We start from the raw sequence: 20,880 nt of genomic DNA on the forward strand, positions 1-20,880 counted from the left end.
TCAGAAGTCTTCGGCGTCGACGTCGTAGTTCGACGGCTCCCAACGGATCGCTAGCAGCGCCAGCAAGCCGATGGCCGGCGCGGCGGCGATCACCCAAAACACCTTCGTCGCGAGCGCGGCCGCCAGCACCGGGAACAGAAACAGCGAGACGGTCGAGCTGGCGCGCATGAGCGTCTGGTTAAAGCCCACGCCAACGCCACGCAGCGACGTCGGGTAGCTCAGCGACGCGAAGGTCATCGAATGCGCCCCCGGGCCGAAGCCCTGGCCCAGCAGGAACAGCGCGAGAAAACCCAGTGCCCAGGCGACTTGCACGGCACCGTCGGGCTTGCCGACGAGCGCAAGGCCGACGAGCGCGGTCAACTGGCATGCGTAACCGAGTACCGTCAGCTTCCACGCACCGACCTTCGGTACGAGGCGCACGCCGAGCAAACCGCCCGTGAACGCGAACAGCAGGTTCAGCGCGAGCGACATCAGAATCGTGGTGAGCATCGACTGCGCGAGAAAGCTCGCGATGATAACCGGCAACCCGAACGCCACCGCGTTATAGGCAAACGACGACGCCACTGCGATGATGGTCGCGAGCGTCGTGCGACGCAGGTACACACCTTTGAGCAGCGCGCCGTAGTTGCTCCATGCGGCGGGACGCTTCGGCGCCACGCGTTCGGCGTCAGCTGCCACGACGGCATCGATACCGTAGGAACGCTTCAGAATCTTCGCGGCGCTTTCGAGATCGCCCTGATTGGCGGCCCACACCGGCGATTCGCTCATGTAGCGGCTACGCACGGCGATGATCGCCAGCGCGGGGATAGCGCCGAAACCGAGGATGATTCGCCACAAAAGCGCACTGTGCGACGACGGCAGCACCGAGTAGCACAGCAGCACGAGGAGATACGACGCGCAGATCGCCGCGTACCAGGTTGGGCACCACATCGCGACCCGCGCGGCCTTGTTGCCTCGCCCCTTGAGTTTCGAGAATTCGGCGAGGAATGCCATCGCCACCGGCAAGTCGATGCCAACCCCCAGCCCCATCACGAAGCGCGCGCCGGCGAGCACATACTCGTTCGGGGCGAACGCACAGGCGATGGCAGCGATCACGAAGCACAGCATATCGGCCATAAATACGCGATAGCGGCCGATGCGGTCAGTAAAGTAGCCGCCGAGGAAGGCCCCCACGATGGCGCCGAACGTGATGGCCGACGCCACCATGCCCGTGCCTGCCGGCGTGAGATGAAATTCGCGGGCCACATCTTTCAGCCCGAAGGCGAGGGCCCCAAGGTCGTACGCGTCGAGGAACACACCGCCGAGCGCGATGGCCACGATCCAACGGGCATTGGACACGCGGGCGCCGCCCTCGTTGACGAGTTGCGCGACATCGGCAGCTGAGCGGATCACGGCAGGGCCGGCAGCACCTTTGGCATGAGAAGCGGACGAAGCCGCAGAACTCGCGTGTGCGGGCGCGACGGAGGACAAGGAGACGTCAACGGACATGATGCGGAACAAGGAAGAAAACGATGGTCGGCCGATCCAGCGCCAAAGCCCGCGATGTTACCGCTTGGTACCGAGGCATCCAAGTGTTTTGTGGTTATATGCTTAGACGATTCCCGCGCCATAAGGCATGTTTTCTCAAAAAAACGGCAATAATGCTCGAATTATCCTATAAAATTCAGCAGATTCCCCCAATACGTTAAGCACTCACAGGACATATCTCCATATCTCACCCAATGGGAATATCATCGAAAGGCGCGTCGAATCGGGTGGGTCCTCCGCCAACCGGCGTCAGCGTGTCAGTTCCGTCATTACAAACGCTTACCTTTTCTTACAGCACAAAGGTCTGCGGAACCCTACATTCCGCGTCGTGGTCGCAGTGGATGCGATACATTGTGCGCAACGTCACCCGACTAAGGTGACGACGCATTTACCTCACGCTCACGAGGACGAACCAAAATGAACATCAAAGCACTTACGGGAATCAGCGCGGCACTGGTCGCTGCCATGTTGGCCGGCTGCGTTGCACCAGGCCCGCAATACGGGTATCAGCAACCGGGCTACCAGCAGGGCTACCAGCAAGGCTATCAACAACCGGGGTATCAGCAGGGCTACCAGCAACCGCCGCAACAACAGCAGATTCCGGGCGCACTGTACGGCCGTGTCGAATCGATTGAACAGGTGAACGGCGCCAACAACAGCCCGAACATCCTCGGGACAGTGCTCGGCGGCGCCGCCGGCGGTCTTCTCGGCAACACGATGGGCGGCGGACGCGGACGCACCGCCACCACCATCGGCGGTGCCGTGATCGGCGCCATCGCGGGCAACCGTATCGAGAACGGCATGGGCCAACCGAACGTGCTTTACCGCATCACGGTGCGTCTGGATGACGGCCGCGTGGCAACCGTGACGCAAGCGCCGCCGCTGCGCGTTCAACAGGGCCAGCGTGCTGCGGTCGCGAACGATACGGTGTACCCACAGTAACCCGCAGTAACCGCGGCAGTGCGTGCACCCCAACGTGCATTAGCCGCATCTACGCGCGCTGCAAGTAAAACGCCCGCCGGTGTCATGCCGGCGGGCGTTGTCGTTTTGGCGCGCATGCGACGGCTCGCTTATTCGGTGCCAGGCGATGCGGCGTCGATCTCACGCCGGACGAGAAACAACCGCGTGTCGAATTCCAGTTGATGGTATCCGGGCTCCATGAATTCACATAGCCTGTAGAACGCCTTGTTGTGGTCGCTCTCCTTCAGATGCGCGAGTTCGTGCACGACGATCATGCGCAGAAATTCGGGGGGGGCCTCCCGAAAGAGCGACGCCACGCGGATTTCTTTCTTCGCCTTGAGCTTGCCGCCCTGCACCCGCGAGATGGCAGTATGCAAACCAAGGGCGTGATGCACGACGTCGATCCTGGCGTCGTAGGCGACCTTGTGCACGGGTGGCGCGCTACGCAGGAATTCCTGCTTGATCTCCGATGTGAACTCGTACAGTGCGCGATCCGTCTGCACGGTATGACGCGACGGATAGCGGCGGTCCAGATGCGCGCCGAGGCGTCCAGTGTCGATCAGTTCGCGCACCTGCGCGAGCACGCCGGCCGGGTACGCCGAGACGAAGCGCATCGGATCCCTGGGCGCGGGACGCCAAGGCGTGAGTACGGTCGTCATGCCACGCCCCGCTCACCAAGGTGGGACGCACCGGGGACGCGACGCAGGCACCATGTGTACACGATGACGCTGCGACTCAATGATGGTGGTGATGCGACCACAGCGGGTCCATCGAATCGACAAACGATGCCACGGCGTCTTTGTCGCCGGTGGCGTGACGCATCAGTTGGCCGCACTTGCACCAGCCCTGGTAGGGGGTGATGTGCGAGCAGGCGGTCGTCTTCTGCAAATACAACGTGACCAGCTTGGCGCACTTGGTGCACTTGAACTTGAGAGTGAGGGCGGATTTGCTCATGAGAATTTCGTAGCGGCGCGCGTCTCGCAATATCGCGCGTAAAGGCGTTATTGTAACGACAATCCCTTATCGGGCTGAGGACACCGGGTTGCGGTAAGATGCCTGCCGTCATCACGCTGTCGGGCGTATCGAATCGCATGAAATCGCATCGCGCAGCATACGCCCTGGCCCCCCAACCTTTCATCCGAACTCTACCGCTGAGCCCATCCACGATGCGCCCGTCTTTTGCCGGCCCCCGTTCCCCGATGCGCCGCCGTCTGATACAGGCCGCCGCACTCGCCGCCTGTCTGCCGCTCGCCGCCTGCGCACCGCCCCCCGAAGTCGGCGGCACCTTCGTACAGCTCTGGCGCAGCCATCTCGACTGGACTCGCAGCCAATGGCGTGAACGCCTCACCGCCACGCACGCCCTGGGCTGTAAGGAAATTTTCGTGCAATGGGCCGGCATCGACGGCGAACCGGCGAACACATGGATGGCCCCCGACTCGCTCATTCAGACGCTGCTCGACGAGAGCGCTGCGCTCGGCATGGGCGTTCACCTGGGCGTGCCCTACGACGAACGCTGGTGGAAGGTTATCGGCAACAAGAACGACGCCGCGCTGGACGCCTTCCTGCAACGCACCGGCGAGCGCAGCGCGAGCTACATGCAAAGCGCGTTGTGGACACTGCACGACGCCTTTCGCGGCTGGTACGTCCCGTATGAACTCGAACAATACAACTGGGCGGATCCGGTTCGCATCGACAAGCTCGCGAACTGGCTCGACAGTTTCTCCGATATCGCTATCGCCACAAGCGGACAGCCACCGACCGTCTCGACCTACTTCAGTCAGTTGCCCACGACGGGCACCCTCGCGGGACTCTGGTCGGTGCTGCTCGATCGGGTAAAGCTCCACCCCATGATTCAGGACGGCGTCGGCGTGGCCGGTATCGGCAACTACGATGCACTGCGTCCGCTGCACGACATGCTCGTCGCGCGTAACGCGAAGTTCGATCTGATTCTGGAACTGTTCGAACAGTTGCCGACGAAGAAAAACGACGGCACCGAGTTCAACGCGCGCTCCGCGAGCTTCCGCCGCATCGAAGCGCAGTGGGATATCGCCCGTGCCTACGGCGCGCAGCGCATCGTTGCCTTCTCGCTCGACCCATGGGTGCTGGGCGATTCCGACGACGCGAAGTCATTGCTCAAGCGTTGGCAGTCCGCGATGGCGTCCGCGCCGAAATAGCGCGGGCAATACGACCGGGTTACCAGGCTGTCGCCGTCAAAGCTGTTTGCCGACAATTTCGCGCAGAATTTCGCTGGTGCCACCGAAGATACGCAGGGCACGCGCATCGGCCCAGGCGCGGCCGATGCCGTACTCGCTCATGTAGCCATATCCGCCGTAGAGTTGCAGCAGGTCGTCGAGAACCTGCCCTTGTAATTCGGTGGCGTTGAGTTTGGCCATGGCGGCCGTGACGGCATCAAGCTCACCCTTCATATGACGGGCCAGACAGTCGTCGAGGAATACGCGCAGCATCGTAGATTTTGCCAGCGCGTCGGCGAGCTTGAAGCGGGTGTTCTGGAAGTCGAGCACCCGGCGGCCGAACACCTTGCGCTGCGACAGATACGCCTTCGCTTCGTCGATCATACCTTCGAGCGACGCCGCAGCCCGCAGCGCAATCGCCAGACGCTCCTGCGCAAGCTCTCGCGTCACGTATTCGAACGCCGCGTTTTCCTCGCCCAGCAATGCGTCGGACGGCAGGCGCACATCATCGAAAAACAGCTCGCATGTGTCCTGGCAATGTTGGCCGATTTTCGCGAGCGCCGGCCCCTTCGTGAAACCGGGCATTCCCTCCTCAACCGCGAACAGCGACAATCCGCGCGCACCGAGATCGGGATTCGTGCTGGCGAGTACCACCACGAGTCCGGCGTTCACGCCATTGGTGATGAATGTCTTCTGGCCGCTCAGCACCCAGGCGTCGCCCTCGCGTCGCGCGCGCGAACGTACCGCCTTCAAATCGCTGCCCGCGCCGGGTTCGGTCATGGCAATGGCACCGATGAGTTCGCCGGATGTCATGCGTGGCAGCCACTTCGCCTGCTGCGTGGCGGAGCCGAAGTTGACCAGATACGGCGCGACCATGTCCGAGTGAATCGAGAATCCGATGCCCAGACAATTCGCGCGCGCCAGCGCTTCGATGACAACGGCGGCATGACCGAAATCGCCGTCGAGCCCGTGCGGCGCAGGAATGGCGCAATTGAGCAGACCGCTCTCACCCGCCTTCTGCCAGAGGGTGCGCGGCGTGACACCGTCACGCTCCCACTGCGCATAATGGGGCAGGATCTCGTTGGCGATGAATCGCTGCACCTGATCGCGGAATTGTTCGTGATCGTCGCGGAAAACGGTGCGCATGCGTGAAAGACCTCCTGCTTTATCCTGTTCGCGGCAAAACCAGCCAGCCGGCTTACTGCTTATACGTATCCGTGGCGCTGGCTTGTCCTCGCAGCACCGGCTTGGCCGCCGCGCCGATCAGGAACAGACTGTAATGATCGCCGGGTTGCAGCGCAGGCAAGGTCAGTACCTGTGACGCGGCCTGCGATTGCGGCTGTGCGCACGCCGCTGTCAGCTTGGCGGACACAGGATTGATCGCGCGGGCGGCGGACGCGTGTGCGGCCACGTTCGGGAACAGCGTCGGCCCCGACGGAGCCACATCAAGCCGTGCGCTCGCGCATCCGCTGCTCAGATTATAGAAGCGCAGTTCGGCCTTGAGCGCGTCTTGCGAACCCCCACCATCATCGATGACGGTAAAGACAACTTTACCTGCCTCGCGGCGCGGCACGAGCGTATTGAAGCTATCCCGCGCCACCTGCATCGGCGCCGCACGCTTTCCGTCGATTTCCACCACGAACGGCGTGTCGCCCTTGACGATGGCGTAGGTGCTGGCGATTTTCGTACCCGAGAGCGTCTGCACCGGGCCGTCGGCGATTTTCACCTTGAGCGCTGCTCCTTCCGGATTCACCAGCCGCACGAACGACGAGCCGGCAGGCGGACGCGCCGCGTACAACTGCGCCAGCGCCCCTTCGGCATGTACAGGAACGCTTGTCATCAGTGCACACGCCGCTGCCGTACTCAATGCGAGTCCGGCGCTCAATCGGTTCAGCGAAAAAACGGCCTTCATGCTTTCAACTCCTTGGCAGAACGCATGCGGGTTTCGAGATACATGCGCTCCAGTTGTTTTCGGTCGGCCTTCTGCGTTTGCGTCAGCGGAAAGCCATGGCAGACAACCAATTCCGACGGCACCATGTACGGCGGCACGCGCTTGCCGAGAATGGCTTTCCAGTCGTCGAGCGCGGGCGGCGGCGGCATCAATTCCTGCGGCCCCTCGGCATCCGGATCGACGAAGCCGATCATGCGCACGATGGTCCCGTCTGGACGCTTGAGCGCCACGGCTGCCCCAGCGCGCACGCCAGGCAACGTGGCCAGCGCGGCATCCACTTCGGCCAGTTCGATGCGATACCCATGCAGCTTGATCTGATCGTCGCGCCGGCCGCGGAACGTCACCAGCCCCATGCCGTCGATCTCGCCCAGATCGCCGGTGCGATAGCCACGCTTGCCGTTGCGCACGAACATCCGGGTCTCGTTCAGATCGGACCGGTTCAGATAGCCACGCATGACGTGATCGCCCGCCACACAGATTTCACCGTCGTCGAGAAACACATCGGCGTAAGGCTTGGCCCGTCCGATCGGGAACGGCAGCGGCGCGGCGGCACGTAATGCGGCGTCGATTTCGACCCACGTCGTCGAACAGGTCGCCTCGGTCGGGCCGTACGAATTGATGATGCGCGCCTTCGGAAAGCGGCTCCACAAGGCTTCGGCCACCGTCGGGGTCAGCGATTCCGCGCCGAAAACGAACACGCGCAGGTCCGGCAAATGCGACGCATCGAACGCCGGATCAAGCAGTTGTTGACGCACAAACGACGGCGTCGACGCCCAGACATTGACCTTCGCGCTGGCAAGGTAAGCAGCAAAATACGCGCGATTCTCGATGACCTCGCGCGAGCACAGCGCACATGCGCCGCCCGTCGCGAGCGCCCCGGCCCAGTTGAACAGCGAGAAGTCGAAGCTGAAGAGCATCTGGTCCATAAAGACCGGCGCGTCGCCGAGCGCCAGGCAACCGCGAATCCATCCGGCGAACAAACCCAGACTCTCGCGGCCGATCTGCACGCCCTTCGGGTCGCCCGTACTCCCCGACGTGAACATGATGTACGCGAGCCCCTTCTGCGCCAGCACGGCCGGTGCGCTGCCGGTGGCGACGAATTCGCGCGCCTGCGCATCGTAGCGCAATCCGGCATGCACGAGCTCGCCGATGCGGGCGATGCGATCGGGCGGATTGATCACGTCCACAGGAACGAACGGCACGCCGAGCCGCAGACAACCGAGAATAGCGACGAGAAACGCCGACTCCTTGTGCCCGGTGATCACCAGCGGCACGTCGGCTTGCGCGCCGGCGGCCGTGGCCGCTGCCATCCAGGCCGACACAGACTCGGCGAGTTCGCCCCAGCACATCGCGCCCTGAGTGTCCACGACGGCCACGCGCTCGAGCGCAACGTCCACGTCGGCAAATTCGAAACGGTCGAAATCGAAGCGCATGCGGGCTCTCCCCTGCTGAAGCGATTAACTCTTGGTATAAGGCGATTCGCCTTATGCCCCTGACGTCCTTATGCCTTTTCGGACGCGATGAACTGCGCTAGCGTGTGCACCGACTCCAGGTGCACATCGATTTCCGACGGCGGGATCTTCACACCAAACTCGCGCTCCACGGCGAGAGCCACATCGACGGCGGACAGCGAATCGACCAACCCGGAGTCGATGAGCAGCGTGTCGGGTTCGACCGAAGTCATGATGATGCTTTCGATCAGTTGCGCGACCTTGGCTTCGATTTCGTTAATGGACAGGGTGGACATGGATCACTCCGGTTATACGAGTCAATCAGAATTGGAAATACAGGAAACGCGTTTCCTTGTGCAGGTTCGCCAGGCACAGGAAGAAAAGCATCAGCGAGACAGCCAGCCACGGCGCATTCGGGCGCCAGCGCATGAACACCTGCGCCGCTTCCTGCACCTTGAACAGTGCGGGCGAATACTTGCCGAGAATCTGGTGAGCGTTTGGCGTGAACCACGCGATACCGAGCAGCACGATCACGTACACCAGTTGCAGGTGATGGCCGACGATCAGACGCCACGCGTCGCCCGGTGCCATGTGCATAGCATACGCAATGGATTCCAGCGACTCGAAGCCGCGCAGTCCGGCCATGCCTTCAAGCAGACGCATCGCATCGCCGACCCCGTGCGCCCGGAAGAAGGTCTGCGCCACGAGCACGGCCACGAACGTGACGGCAATGCTCGCCACCTTGCCGGCCAGTGTGCTCTTGCGCGCCGCCGCAGGCTTGCGTCCCACGAAGAATATGCGCCACGCGTGGTTGACCGACAGATACACGGCATGCAGCAGACCGAACACCACGTACTGGAATCCAGAGCCGTGCCAGATGCCGGCCAGCCCCATCGTAAAGACAGTGGGCAGAACGATGGTGGCAGCAAAACCGCCAGGGGATCGGGCCGCCACGGACCCCACGGACAGTCCGCGCTTTTCGCGCACGCGCGACACCGCCATCGCAACCGGATAGTACAGATACGCCGTGAGGTAACGCGTCAGCGTGATGTGCCAACGCGCCCAGAAGTCGATGATGCTGCTCGCCTTGTAGGGCGAGTTAAAGTTCAGCGGAAAGCGAATTCCGAACATCTTCGCCAGCCCCAGCGCCATGTCGGAATAGCCCGAGAAGTCGAAGTACAACTGCAATGCGTAGGCGAGACTCGTGCCCCACGCCGTCCAGAACTGAAGATCGCCGGGTGAGGCGAAACCGGCGTCGGCATACGGCGCAATCGCATCGGCGAGCAACACCTTCTTGGCAAGGCCGATCACGAACAGCATGCCGCCGATCGACAGATTCTCCGCACGGAAGCGATAGTTATCGCGCTGCGCGAACTGCGGCATCATTTCCTTGTGATGCAGGATCGGGCCGGCGATCAGGTGCGGGAAGAACGTTACGAACAGCACGTAGCTCAACAGGCTCTTCTCTTTCACGATGCCTGAGCGGCAATCGAGCAGATAGCCGATCTGCGTGAAAGTGAAAAAGGAGATTCCCAGCGGCAGGATGAGCGTGTCCATCATCCCGTGCGTAATGCCAAGGTCGCTCAGGAAGTTGAAGAGCGTGGCGAAGTACTTGTAGTGCAACAGTGCGGCCAGATCCGCCGCCACGCCGATACCGGTGATTACCCCTTGCAGACGCGGTTTGTCCGCGCAGCGCAGGATCATCTGACTGATAACGTAATTGAACGCGATCGACGCGGCGAGCAGCGCAACGAATTGCGGGTTCCACCATCCGTAGAAAACAAACGACGTGAGGCACAACCACACCGCTGCGAGGCGCAGGCTGATCGCGCCGGACAGATAGTGTCCTGCCAGCGCGACCGGCAGGAACAGTAGCAAGAAGAGATAGGAATTGAACAGCATGGTGCGAGATCCCGGGCCGCTCAGGCCGGATGAGCAGCCGTCCCGGCCGCATTGGCAGTCGTTGACGGCAAGCGCTCGAGCACTGCCTTTTCGTCGTCGGTCAGCGGTAGCGACAGCGCGTTCTCCGAAAACTCCCAGATGACCAGCTTGAGCGACTTCGGCCATTGCCCGCGCGCCTTGAACGCGCTGACCAGTGCACCGCTGAATTGACCACCGTCCATGCTCAGGTTCCACACCTCACGGCCTAGCCCGATCCCAAGCCAGGGCGCGAAATTGCTACGGCGGCCGTTGGAGCTGCCGGCGAGCAGCACTTCGACGGGCGGCGTGTCGTCAAGCAGGCCGCCGCCGCGTACCGGTTCGATGGTCTGCGGCGGCACCTTTTCCAGTGCCGGACGCCAGCCGTCGGGCGCATGTTCCAGTCCGGAGAGCACGATCAGATCGCCCATGCGAATCTCGGGGGCACCGGGCTGGCCGACGTCGAACGCCTGCGTGCCCTTCTCGTTAGCCAGCAACGGCAACGCCGCGCGGGCGACGGCGGCGGCGGCACTGCGTGCGCCGTCTGCATTCATGTGAACATCCGTACGGAAGAACATCGATGCGGTATGACCGGAGAGCACGGGACGAAGGTCGACGAACGGCACGCCGTCGGCGCGCAGCGCCGCCTGCCACGTATCCAGCCGTTGCTGCATAACCTGCGATATTGGTTGGCCACACAAATGGCTCGCCTCGATGCGCGATTTGTCCGGCACCGCCACCACGAGTACACCGATGTGTTGTGCGCGAAGCTCGCCGGTCCAGTAGCGCATCAGACGCAGACGATCCTGTAGCACTCCGGAACCCGCCGACGGTTGCGGACGCAGACCGTCGCGATAGAACAGCCACTGCGGGCAACCGAGCGCGGCCTGATCGCCGAGATCGCCGAGCAAACGATAACGCGCCGCCGCATTCACGGTTTCGATGATGTCCTGCTTAGGCAGTCGCAGCGCCTTGTTGAGCGCCGTGCCTGCCGATCCGTCGAGCCATGCGGACGTTTGCACGGTCTTCGCATCGAGCCTGGCGTGAGCAAGCGACCACGCGCCCCAGCCGAAACCCGCCACGAAGAGCACGATCCAGACGATCGCGCCTAAACAGTGCCCCAGGGCGACATTCCGTTCCGGAGTCCTCACTTCGTCAGTTCCCTAGCCCGGTCTTCAGGCGTGAAAGCCAGGCGTCGGCCGACATAATCGACGCGTTGTCCCACAACCCCGACGCGTCCGGCCCCTGAGCGTAGGTCGGCTCGAACATCTGCCACACAAGCACCTGCGGCTTGTGCTGCTTGAACGCAGGTGATTCAACGTACTCGAGCAACATAATCCACTGCCCGACGTTACCCGGCTTCCAATTCACCGAGACAGGACGGTCGATCAGGTTCGAGAGCTTTTGCGGATAGCCGAAATACGGCTGCACCATGCTGTGCCCGGTCACGTGAACTGGTGCGGGGGCATCGTCAATCAGACTCTGCCCCTGCGCCTGACGACGCACCGAATACACTTCGCGCCCCACCTGCTTCTTCTCGTCGGGCGTGAGGAAGAGTTCGGCCAGATCGCCGTAGCGACGCTCGTTGAACATGCTGCCAAGCGGCATGCCCGTGCCGGGCTGACCGTCGAGCTTGGGTACATCGCGTGCGATCATCTGCGCCGTGGCCTCGGCCGTGGCATCGGCGGCCACTTGCGTCCAGTGCTGGTCGCTGCGATAGAAGACGTTCTCTCCCGCATCGCGCAGCTTGCGCAGCACGGCTTCGTCGTCGAACGTCGAGATGTTGGCCTGACGCAGCTTGCCGAGGATCGTCGCGTAACGCGCCTTCACCTCGGGGCTCAGAGAACGACCGTCAGGCAGCTTGTCCTGATAGAAAAGCGTCTTGTCCGGCAGCAGCAGCACCTCGAGCTTGATGCCACGCGCGGCAAGCAGGTCGCGCGCCTGGGCGATCAGGCGCGTGGTGTTGTCGATCCCCTTCAGGTCGACCATAGTGAGGCTGCCCCAGCCCGGGAACAGCCATCCATCCTTGCCCTTGATGATGATCGATGAGGCGTCTTGCGCCTGCGTACTCGTTGGGGCGAGGGCGAGTGCCAGTGCCACGCCCGTCCCCATAGTGCTCAGCGCGACGGCACCCGCCGTCGCAGCACGAACCGTCATGCCACGACAGGCGCGACGCATGGCGCGCACCACCGGCGCAAAGAACTCCTGCTTCATGCTACGACTCCTTGATTAGCCACCGTGCCAGCCCCGTCGATGCGGCGATGTGCCCGGCACGTCGCGGTGGTATGTCAGTACGACAGCGTCACCGTCATGAACAAACCCTTGGCGCGATCTGCCTGACCACCGCCTACGTTAAATCGGTACTGTGTCGCCCAATCGATATAGGATCGCGGCGCATTGTAGCGGTCCTCACGGAACCAGTACCGGAAATTCACACCCACGCCGGCGCCCATCGACCAGCTCTTACCGTTGCCAAGCAACGGAATGGAGCCCTGGCTCACCGCGGGCACTTCCACGCGATCGTTTTCTTTGATGATGTCGCCACCGAAGACCACATACGGGAATACGACCAGACGATCGCTCACCACGTCGGCGCGGAAACTGCGACCAACGCGCAATTCGTATGCCGCAAACAATTGGTCGCGCTTCAGGCGACCGGACGACGACGCAACACGCTCACCGGTCACCGAGTCCGTCAGCCAAAACTCGGAAGGCATGTCCTGCCACGAATAACCCGCCTGCGCATAGCCTTCCATCGTGAACCAGCTCGGCGTGTCGACGCGCAGCATTGTGCCCTGATAGTAGCCATACGTCAGATAGGTGAGCCACCCGCCATTGCCGGCCTTCGACAGGTAGTTGGCGATCAGCGGATTCGGCAGCGTCTGGCCATTGATCGTATTCGGCCCGCGCAAGCGGCAACGCAAATCCGCCGATTCCGGCGTGATGGGTCCCGAACGCGTGGCCGTGCCGAGCATGAATTGGCGTTCGATACCGATGGTCAGACCAAGCTCGGTCGACGGCGTGAAACGCGCACCGAGCGAACCCGTTGTCGTCGGAATGCCCGACAGGCCGTTGTTGGTCGACTCACCGATCTGCACCGGCAGGTTCGAACAGGGATCGTTCACTGTCTGCGCAACGGTCTTGCCGCTGCTATTGTTCAGCGTTTGCGACAGTCGCCCATAAAGCTCGAACACGCGTGTCGTCGAATTCAGGAAATTCGCCGGGCGCCAGAACACCTCCGCCGTGCCGAAAATCGCATTTCCTGGCACGGTGATCGGCGCGCCCCCCAGCCCTGCCCCCGCCGGACGCGCGCCGCGATAGCCGGCCGACAACGTCGCGCCCCACTCACGATCCAGCCCCGCGATCGAACTGCGCGTGTCGAAACGCTGCTGCGGTGTGAGCGGCAGCTTGCCGTCGTCGTTCATGTCGATGGCCTGCTTGAGCCTATCGACCGCACCACGCTTGTCTCCGGCGTTGGCGAGCGCATAGCCTTCGTCGAGAATCGCAGACGGCGGCGCCTTGCCCGTCGCGCGAGCAGCGCGGAAGTCCTCGACCGCCTTCACCGGCTTATCCTGGCGCTGATACAGATAGCCGCGCTGCATGAGCAGAGCCGCGTCATCGGGCGACTTCGCCATCGCTTCGTTCAGGCGCTGCCCGGCTTCGTCCATCTGGGCCGCAGTACCTGCCGACAGGGTTGTCGTGAGCAGTCGCTGCAATGCCGCGTTGTCCGGGTCTTCGGCGACGGCCTTGCGCGCCTGGGCAATCGCTTCCTGATAATCCTGACGCGCGTAGGCCGCATACGCCTGTGCGCTCGCACCGCCAGCGCCGGCCGTATCGGACGGACGTAATTCGCACGAGGTTCCGTACGGCGTGTCGCGACAATCCTGCACCGGAGCGGGATAGCTCGCGAGCGACAGGTCGGACGGACGCGTCGATTTCGCCTCGCGCATACGGCGCACGACCGTCTCGTCCTTCGGATCGAGCGGCTTGAGCAGTGCTGCCACGCGCTTCGGATCGCCGGCCGCGATAGCGCCATCTGCCGCAATCAGTCGGATGCTCTTGCGTTGGTCTTCGTCAAGCCAGTCCTGCGCCAGCGCCGCGTCGAAATCGGCATTCGCCCCGGCGGTCTTGCCCTGGCGCTGGCGAAGATACGCGCGCATGACGAGCGCTACCGTATTCTCGTCGTCCTGCCTGAGGGCATCGGTCGCGGCGTCTTCGGCTGCCCCCAACTGGTTGTCGAGCATGAGCGACGTCATCAGCAGTAGCCGGTGGCTGTCGATATCGGGCGCAAGCGATACCGCTTCGCGCGCGAACGGCACAGCGGCATGGGGATCGTCGGCGATCAGCGCCTGATAACCCTTTTGCGCGGGAATCACCGCCATGCGGCGCTTGAGCGTCTGGCGACGCGCGATCAGGTCGTTCTTGTTCGGTGCGCCGAGCGCCAGTGCGGTATCGGCGGCTTGTGCGGCCTCGGCGTACTTCATCTGGGCTTCGAGCGCGTCGAGCCACAACAGCGCCCATGCGCCCTGCGACGGGTCGATACGAAACGCCTCTTCGGCCCGGCGCGCGCTCGACACGTATTCCCTGCTGTTGTAGTCGTTGTATGCCTGCGTAGCAAACGGGAAGCCCTTCTGATACGCCGCACTCGAGGTATTGCCGGTACCCGCAGGCGCAGGACGAAGGTTCGCCTTCGCATCACGCAATTGCGGCGAATCCAGCCCCGCCTTGAGCGCATCGTCGGCGGCCTTCTGGGCCTCGCCAAGCTTGCCGGCCTTCTGGAGCGAGTAGATCAGCAGCATGCGCAGACGCAATACGTCAGGTCGCAGCTTGACGGCCCCCTCGGCTTGCGCAGCCGCTTGGGCGAAGCGCCCGGCCTGATAGTTCGAATATGCCTGATTGGCCAGTTGCCAGGCCTGCCCCGTGAGCGGGGCCTCGGCAGCAGGCTTCTTCGCGGCCTGTGCGAACACCGGCAATTGATACGCCACGCCGGCACAGCACGCCAACGCACTCGCCAGCACAATGGGGCGAAGAGAAAACATCATGGGGTCTTGGGCTCACTTGACAGCTCGGCTGGCCCCGGGCCCGCCCCGCCTTGTTGGAACAAGATGGCTTCGTGCAGCGTGGCCTCGTCCAGCCATCCTTGCTCGATGAGAATTTTGCCCAGCGGCCGCCCTCCGCGCTTCTGCTCTTCAAGCGCGAAAGCGAGTTTAGTCTCGTCGATGGCCTGCCAGGACATGAGCAGTTCGCCAAGACGCTGGCGCTGTTGCGAGAGCTGATCGGTCGAGGGAAAGTCATGCATCGTCTTGTCCCACGCGAGGCGCTTGCCCGTCACGAGGTGAACAATGAACAGACGCCACGCCCGTGCCGCAGCCATCGCGTTGATGAAATTGCCGATCACCATGCGCGGGAACGCCAGCAGCGCGTGCTCCCATCCATACATGTGATACACGAAGTAGCTGCGCTGGAAGACGCGCAGCGCAAGCGCCACCGCGTTGATGCCCATCAGCGTCACGAGCCAGCCCCCCGGCGGGAACACCGACGGGTAATAGATCTTCCACCAGCCCATCTTGTCGGCGACGAGGAAGATCAGGAAGTTGAGCAGCAGCAGGTACGCGAGGATCGCGACGAACGAAGTCGCCAGTCCCTTCCGGTCGCGAAACAGCAGATACTTCGTGGCGAGCGAGCCTTCCCAGCCGACCTGCGCCCAGCCCTGCAAGCCAATACCGAGCGTCCAGCGTGCTTTCTGCCGGTAGGCCGTCTTGAACGTGTTCGGGAAATACTCGCGAATGCCGAGAGGCATGCGAATCGTCGACACCTTCTCTTCGCCGAAGCCGAACAACGACGTCCGCTTGGTCACATACTCGACCGGGAACTTGCCAAAGATCTGCTTCATTCCGCGCCGCGCCAGTCGTGCGCCGATGTCGTAGTCCTCGGTCAGTGTGTCGGTATTGAAGGGCTGGTTGTTCGTCTCAGCGGCCAGTTCTTCGAGCGCCTTGCGCGAAAAACATGTGCCCACCCCCGCAGACGGCACCATCTTCGACATGCTCTCGCGCACCACCAAATCCTTGGTGTGCCACTCGGCGAACTCGTCCATATACGTGCCCGCGACGAGTTCGTACCACTCGCGCTCGAGCGACGTCACCGGCAGTTGAATAAAGTCGATGCGCGGCAGCAGGTAGTTGTAGTACTTCAGCTCCAACGGGTGAAGCACGTCTTCGCTGTCGTGCAGAATCACGCCCGCAAACGGCTCGGGCTGCGATTGATTCTGCTTGAAGATGGCCTGCACGATCCAGTTCAGGCAGTCGGCTTTGCAGGTCGGGCCATCGTGCGGCACACCGACGTGGACAAGCTGGCGATAGCGCCGGCGCATGCGCTCGACTTCCTTCTTCGTCTTGTCGTCGTTCGCATACGTGCCGACGAAGATCATATAGTTCTTGTACTCGAGCGTGCCCACCATACTCTCGAGCATGGCGGCGATCACATCGTACTCCAGCCATGCAGGCACCATGATCGCGAGCGGCTGCTCGCGCGCCTCGCGCAACTGCGAAGCCTGCAACGGCGTGTAGCGCCGCCGGATGAAGAGCGACCGGTAAATCTGACGCACCCAGTACCAGAGATCGACGAACAGATCGTCGATGCTCGACAGCAGAATGACGACGCCGACCACCGCGCTCACGATTTCGAGCGTGTGGTAGTAGTCGGCGACCAGATATGGCCAATAGAGCGAAGAGATCACGTCGACCCGCCGCCAGCGCTTAGTGACCGTTGCTCTTATTCTTCCGGCCGGCGCGCAGTGCCAGCACCAGCAACGTCAGGAAGACAAGCAATGCAATGGCGATCGCCGGCACACCCCACGACACGTAACGGCGCCACTCGTAGAACGCGCTCTCTCCCGCGCCCGGCGGCAGGCTCGCATCCGGGTTGCTCGTGTCGATCCACGCCACAGGCCCCGCCGGTCCGATGATCGCGAGATTGCCGCGATTGAGCAGGAACGGCGCGCCCACGTCGGCCTTCGGTTCGCCAATCGCATACCACAGCAGACCATCGTGACCGCCGCCGCGCACGACTTCTGCGGTTGACAGGCGTTGCAGGCCTGTAATGTCGAGCCACTTCGCGTCCTTGCCGCCGATTTCCAGACGCTGGCGATCGGTCACGACAGCCGACGGCTTCGCACCATCGACCTGCACTTCCATCGCCACGAACGGCTTGCTCGGTTTCACGCTCTTTTCACCGGCGGCCACCGTCAGTTCAGCGCGCGAGGGCGACAAACCGCTCGCCGCGGCAATACCGATCACACGACGAATGTTCTCCGGCGCCGATTGCAGATAGCGATCCGGCACGATCAGTTCCGGGTTGCCTGCCATGAGCGGCAGCAGACCGACGAAAGTGCCGTCCGGCTCGGCCTTGCCCGGACGCACGTAGCTGGCGGCCGGGAGTACGTTGACCGGATAGGCTTGCGGAATCTCGTTACAGTCGGCCGAATACGGCTGACGTTGCACCGAAACGCGCAGGTTGTTGTTCACGCCAAGCGCGTAGCCCGGTACGCGCGCCTTGAGTTGCTCGGGACGGCCGTTGGCGTCCAATTGCTTGGCCGCCAGCAGAATGCCATTCCAGAAGACGGTCGCGACCGGCTTGGACGTCGCCGGCCCAGGCGCTGCCGACAGGTACAACGAAATCTCGCCCGGCATACGTCCGCCCGAGGCTACGGCTGAGAGCGGGAAGCTCACCGTCCAGTCGCCACGTGCGAGCACATCGAAGCTGTCGGCCGAACCTCCCAGGCTCGAAAGACGCACAACCTGCTTGTCTTCGATGTCCGGCGTATGAGCGATCGGTGCCGTCACATTGCTGGACAGCAACACGCGGCGCAGCGAATCGTCGAACAGACCGGCCGCTTGCGCACCCGCATCGCCGGCGATGGCGATGACCGACTGGCTGCCCATCGACAGCAGACGGATCTGCTTTGCTCCCAGCGCTTGGCCGGAGAGCGGTGCACGTTGAGCGCGCCACGTCTTGAAAGCGTCGGCGGCGTCGCTATCGTTGGCAAGTTGGCCTTGCAGCGCGTCGAAGGCGGCAGCAAGACGCGTGCGCATCGCCCCATCGGCCACGGCGATCTCACCGCTCACGGCTGGAGCGCCGATGGCGAGCAACGCGCCGAGTTCGGCGTCGTTTGCCAGCTTGTGGGCCGCATTGTTGTCTTTGATGGCGGCAAACGCCGGCACGCCGGCCAGCGCGGCGGGCAAAACCACATCGCGAGTGTCCACCGTATCGCCAACGGCCGGCAGCGCACGCACGACCACACGCTTGCCGCTACGCTCGAGCGCCACGCCGATACGCCACGCGCTGTCGAAGGCTTCCTTCGTCAGCGTCTTCGACGCAACGAGCAGCACGGGCGAGCCCGGCAGCGTACTCCATGCGTCGTCCAGGCTGGTGACCGACCTCTGGTCGATGCGATACGTCAAACGCGTTTGCGGCGAGATCGACACCGAATTGGCGAGCGAATGATCCGGCTCGCATCGATAGGTGCCGGTGCGCGAATGCCAGTTCACGCCGAGACGCACGAAGCCGGTATCGCGGGGGCGCGACGGCACGGCGAGACTGCGTTGGAGTGGGCCGTCGCCATCCGGCACGGACTGTGACGTCAGGGGCTGTCCGTCGATGGATAGCACAACCGACGCGGGGCCCTTCTCCCCCTTCAGATAGCGACCGTCGAAGGCGATCGATGCGTCTGCGAGAGGCAAGCCCTTGGGCACCGGCAGGTAGAAGTCCTGACTGGCATCGCCGGACAGCACGACCGGCGCCGTGATCCCCAGATCGGCCAGCGCGATGGTACGCGAGAGGTTCGCGCCCGTGCCCAGCGATCGGACACCGTCGCCCAGTGCGCTTGCATGCGCCACACCGTGCAGCAGCACGCCACACACCAGGATCGAAGTCGCACGGCGCACGGCGCGCGGCGCGCGCGACGGCTGGCGGGAGGGAACGCTGTGGATGGTCATCGGGTTAGGCAACGGCATGGATATTCCGTGAGTGGGCGTGCCATCGCGCAATCGCGACGATACGGGGGGTAATGGCGCCGGCAATTCTGGCGGCGTCGCGCACATGTGATTGGACACTGTCGGCACTCGTATTCAATTGGCGAGGGATATGCCCGTCTGGCCAGGCGCGAACTCCTCGACTGGCCGTCCGCACAGCGCGTCGACAATTCGTCCGGCCGCATGACCGTCGCCATACGGATTGACGCGTCGCGAAAACGACGTGTGATAAGCGAGATCGTCGAGCAGGCGGGTCACACCCTTCACGATGCGCTCGCGATGGGCGCCGACAAGCGCAACCGTACCGGCCTGCACCGCCTCGGGACGCTCGGTAACGTCGCGCATCACCAGCACCGGCTTGCCGAGGTACGGCGCTTCTTCCTGTACCCCGCCCGAGTCCGTGAGGATCACGTAGGCGCGCTGCATGAACCAGACGAAGTCCACGTAATCGAGCGGATCGATCAGATGGACATTTTCGAATCCGGCCAGCTCTGTCATCACGACATCGCGAACGGCGGGGTTGAGGTGCACCGGATAGACGATCTGCAGATCCTGACGGCGCGCCAGATCGGCCAGCGCGGCGCAGATGTTGCGGAAGCCGTCGCCGAAACTCTCGCGCCGGTGCCCCGTAACCAGCAGCAAACGGCGATTCGCGTCGACCCACGGATGACGCGCAGCGACTTCGTTCGCCAGCGATGAATCGTCGCGCAACCGCGCCGTGAGCGTGGCAAGCGCGTCGATCACCGTGTTGCCCGTCACGGCAATGCGGCCGCGCAGATTCTCATGCAGCAGGTTGGCCTTGGAAGTGGCGGTCGGCGCGAACAGCCAGTCGCCGATGGCGTCGACGACGCGTCGATTCATTTCCTCGGGAAACGGCTTGGACAGATCACCCGTACGAAGCCCCGCTTCGACGTGGCCGATCGGAATGCGACGGTGAAAAGCGGCAAGTGCGCAGGCTGAGGCCGTGCTGGTATCGCCATGCACCAGCACGTAATCGGGCTCCTCAGTCTTCAGCACGGCATCGACGCGTTCGATAGCCCGGGCGAACAGGCCATTGAGCGTCTGATTCGGTACCATCACGCCCAGATCGTACTTGGCTTGGAGACCGAACAGCGACATGACCTGATCGAGCATCTGGCGATGCTGGCCGGTCACGCAGACCACGCTATCGATACTTGCTTCGCGATCCAATGCAGTCACAAGGGGCGCCATCTTGATTGCTTCGGGGCGCGTTCCGAAAATAGACAAAACTTTCATTAGGTTGCATCTGTATCGGAGCCTGTATCCGTCGCGCGGAATGCCCACTCATTGGCCCGGGAAATATCGAGTAGGGTAATGTCTGACATGGGATCGAACCACATCGGAAACGCCAAAGAGATCCGAAAACCTGTCACGTTGGCACGCGACGTATATTTAGCGAATTCCGGCGCAGCGATGGATATTAGTCAACTTTGATCGCTGCGTGTCAAGGACGGCGTTCCTCTCCAGCCGGGGCTTGGTGCTCAACAGACTTGTCCCCGCGGTACAGAGACACCCCGAATCGAGATTGAGCGCGATTGTACGAAGCGACCGTCCCCATACGGTCCCCCCGCGGGAGAGGGCCGCCGCCGCCGGGTGGTCCTCACATCGGATTTCGAGGGAGCGCAGGCGATCGGAATCATCGGTTTCGTCCGATTGGCGCCACACGTTGCCACCGAAGTCTCGCCTTCATCAAAATGTAACCGCGGGCGGGCAGGTCGCGAGAGACTTGCGCCATCTAACCTATTGCGCCGGCAGCCGGGCACGTGCCATTTCCAGACGCCGCTGCCTCGCCGCAGCGGTAAGCGCAAAAACAAAAAGGCCGGATGTCGTGA

16 protein-coding genes are annotated in these 20,880 nt (G+C 62.9%); 2 read left to right on the plus strand and 14 right to left on the minus strand.

Going from position 1 to position 20,880, the window contains the following annotated elements; genetic code table 11:
• Positions 1–1,488 carry an MFS transporter gene (locus PHO31112_RS14600; protein WP_174995723.1) on the minus strand — a complete coding sequence of 496 codons (1,488 nt, stop codon included), beginning with the start codon at positions 1,486–1,488 and terminating at the stop codon, positions 1–3.
• A 456-nt stretch (positions 1,489–1,944) separates the two neighbouring features.
• Here PHO31112_RS14600 and PHO31112_RS14605 point away from each other — a divergent pair, with 456 nt between their 5' ends.
• Positions 1,945–2,469 carry an outer membrane lipoprotein gene (locus tag PHO31112_RS14605; protein WP_150621176.1) on the plus strand — a complete coding sequence of 175 codons (525 nt, stop codon included), beginning with the start codon at positions 1,945–1,947 and terminating at the stop codon, positions 2,467–2,469.
• 128 nt (positions 2,470–2,597) lie between these two features.
• Here the strand turns inward: PHO31112_RS14605 and PHO31112_RS14610 are convergent, their stop codons facing one another.
• Both PHO31112_RS14610 and PHO31112_RS14615 read right to left on the minus strand, forming a co-directional pair.
• Positions 2,598–3,101 carry a M48 metallopeptidase family protein gene (locus PHO31112_RS14610; protein ID WP_150621292.1) on the minus strand — a complete coding sequence of 168 codons (504 nt, stop codon included), beginning with the start codon at positions 3,099–3,101 and terminating at the stop codon, positions 2,598–2,600.
• A 121-nt stretch (positions 3,102–3,222) separates the two neighbouring features.
• The gene (locus PHO31112_RS14615) at positions 3,223–3,441 is read right to left on the minus strand and encodes a hypothetical protein (protein ID WP_150621177.1); all 219 of its coding nucleotides are present in this window, start codon (positions 3,439–3,441) and stop codon (positions 3,223–3,225) included.
• Between the two features lie 245 nt (positions 3,442–3,686).
• On the opposite strand from PHO31112_RS14615, the gene PHO31112_RS14620 reads away from it, so the two are divergent.
• On the plus strand, positions 3,687–4,661 hold the full coding sequence (locus tag PHO31112_RS14620; protein WP_246178209.1) for a DUF4434 domain-containing protein: 975 nt from the start codon (positions 3,687–3,689) through the stop codon (positions 4,659–4,661).
• A gap of 36 nt (positions 4,662–4,697) precedes the next feature.
• On the opposite strand, the gene PHO31112_RS14625 is transcribed toward PHO31112_RS14620, so the two are convergent.
• The 11 genes from PHO31112_RS14625 to wecB form a co-directional block, all read right to left on the minus strand.
• Entirely contained in the window at positions 4,698–5,825 is a 1,128-nt protein-coding gene (locus PHO31112_RS14625) for an acyl-CoA dehydrogenase family protein (protein ID WP_150621178.1), read from the minus strand.
• 52 nt (positions 5,826–5,877) lie between these two features.
• Positions 5,878–6,591, minus strand: coding sequence for an alginate O-acetyltransferase AlgF (locus PHO31112_RS14630; RefSeq protein WP_150621179.1), 714 nt, complete (start codon positions 6,589–6,591; stop codon positions 5,878–5,880).
• The gene (locus PHO31112_RS14635; protein WP_150621180.1) at positions 6,588–8,063 is read right to left on the minus strand and encodes an AMP-binding protein; all 1,476 of its coding nucleotides are present in this window, start codon (positions 8,061–8,063) and stop codon (positions 6,588–6,590) included. The genes PHO31112_RS14630 and PHO31112_RS14635 overlap by 4 nt, the downstream gene beginning before the upstream one ends.
• A gap of 68 nt (positions 8,064–8,131) precedes the next feature.
• Entirely contained in the window at positions 8,132–8,377 is a 246-nt protein-coding gene (locus PHO31112_RS14640) for an acyl carrier protein (RefSeq protein WP_425495199.1), read from the minus strand.
• Between the two features lie 25 nt (positions 8,378–8,402).
• The gene (locus tag PHO31112_RS14645; RefSeq protein WP_150621181.1) at positions 8,403–9,983 is read right to left on the minus strand and encodes an MBOAT family O-acyltransferase; all 1,581 of its coding nucleotides are present in this window, start codon (positions 9,981–9,983) and stop codon (positions 8,403–8,405) included.
• Between the two features lie 20 nt (positions 9,984–10,003).
• Positions 10,004–11,149 (minus strand): alginate O-acetyltransferase AlgX-related protein, encoded by a 1,146-nt coding sequence (locus PHO31112_RS14650; RefSeq protein ID WP_150621182.1) that lies wholly within the window; start codon positions 11,147–11,149, stop codon positions 10,004–10,006.
• Between the two features lie 4 nt (positions 11,150–11,153).
• Complete coding sequence (locus PHO31112_RS14655; RefSeq protein WP_425495200.1) at positions 11,154–12,212, minus strand: alginate O-acetyltransferase AlgX-related protein; 1,059 nt, start codon at positions 12,210–12,212, stop codon at positions 11,154–11,156.
• 74 nt (positions 12,213–12,286) lie between these two features.
• Positions 12,287–15,040, minus strand: a complete 2,754-nt coding sequence (locus PHO31112_RS14660) for an NfrA family protein (protein ID WP_150621183.1) — start codon at positions 15,038–15,040, stop codon at positions 12,287–12,289.
• Positions 15,037–16,734 (minus strand): glycosyl transferase family protein, encoded by a 1,698-nt coding sequence (locus PHO31112_RS14665; protein WP_150621184.1) that lies wholly within the window; start codon positions 16,732–16,734, stop codon positions 15,037–15,039. Before PHO31112_RS14665 ends, PHO31112_RS14660 begins: the two co-directional genes overlap by 4 nt.
• 19 nt (positions 16,735–16,753) lie before the next feature.
• Positions 16,754–19,009: a cellulose biosynthesis cyclic di-GMP-binding regulatory protein BcsB gene (locus PHO31112_RS14670; protein WP_246178210.1), complete on the minus strand. Its 2,256-nt coding sequence runs from the start codon at positions 19,007–19,009 to the stop codon at positions 16,754–16,756.
• Between the two features lie 114 nt (positions 19,010–19,123).
• Positions 19,124–20,284 (minus strand): non-hydrolyzing UDP-N-acetylglucosamine 2-epimerase, encoded by a 1,161-nt coding sequence (wecB, locus tag PHO31112_RS14675; protein ID WP_150621185.1) that lies wholly within the window; start codon positions 20,282–20,284, stop codon positions 19,124–19,126.
• Positions 20,285–20,880 lie beyond the last annotated feature (596 nt).

The sequence above is a fragment of the Pandoraea horticolens genome (assembly GCF_902459555.1).
In the GTDB taxonomy this organism is placed as follows: domain Bacteria; phylum Pseudomonadota; class Gammaproteobacteria; order Burkholderiales; family Burkholderiaceae; genus Pandoraea; species Pandoraea horticolens.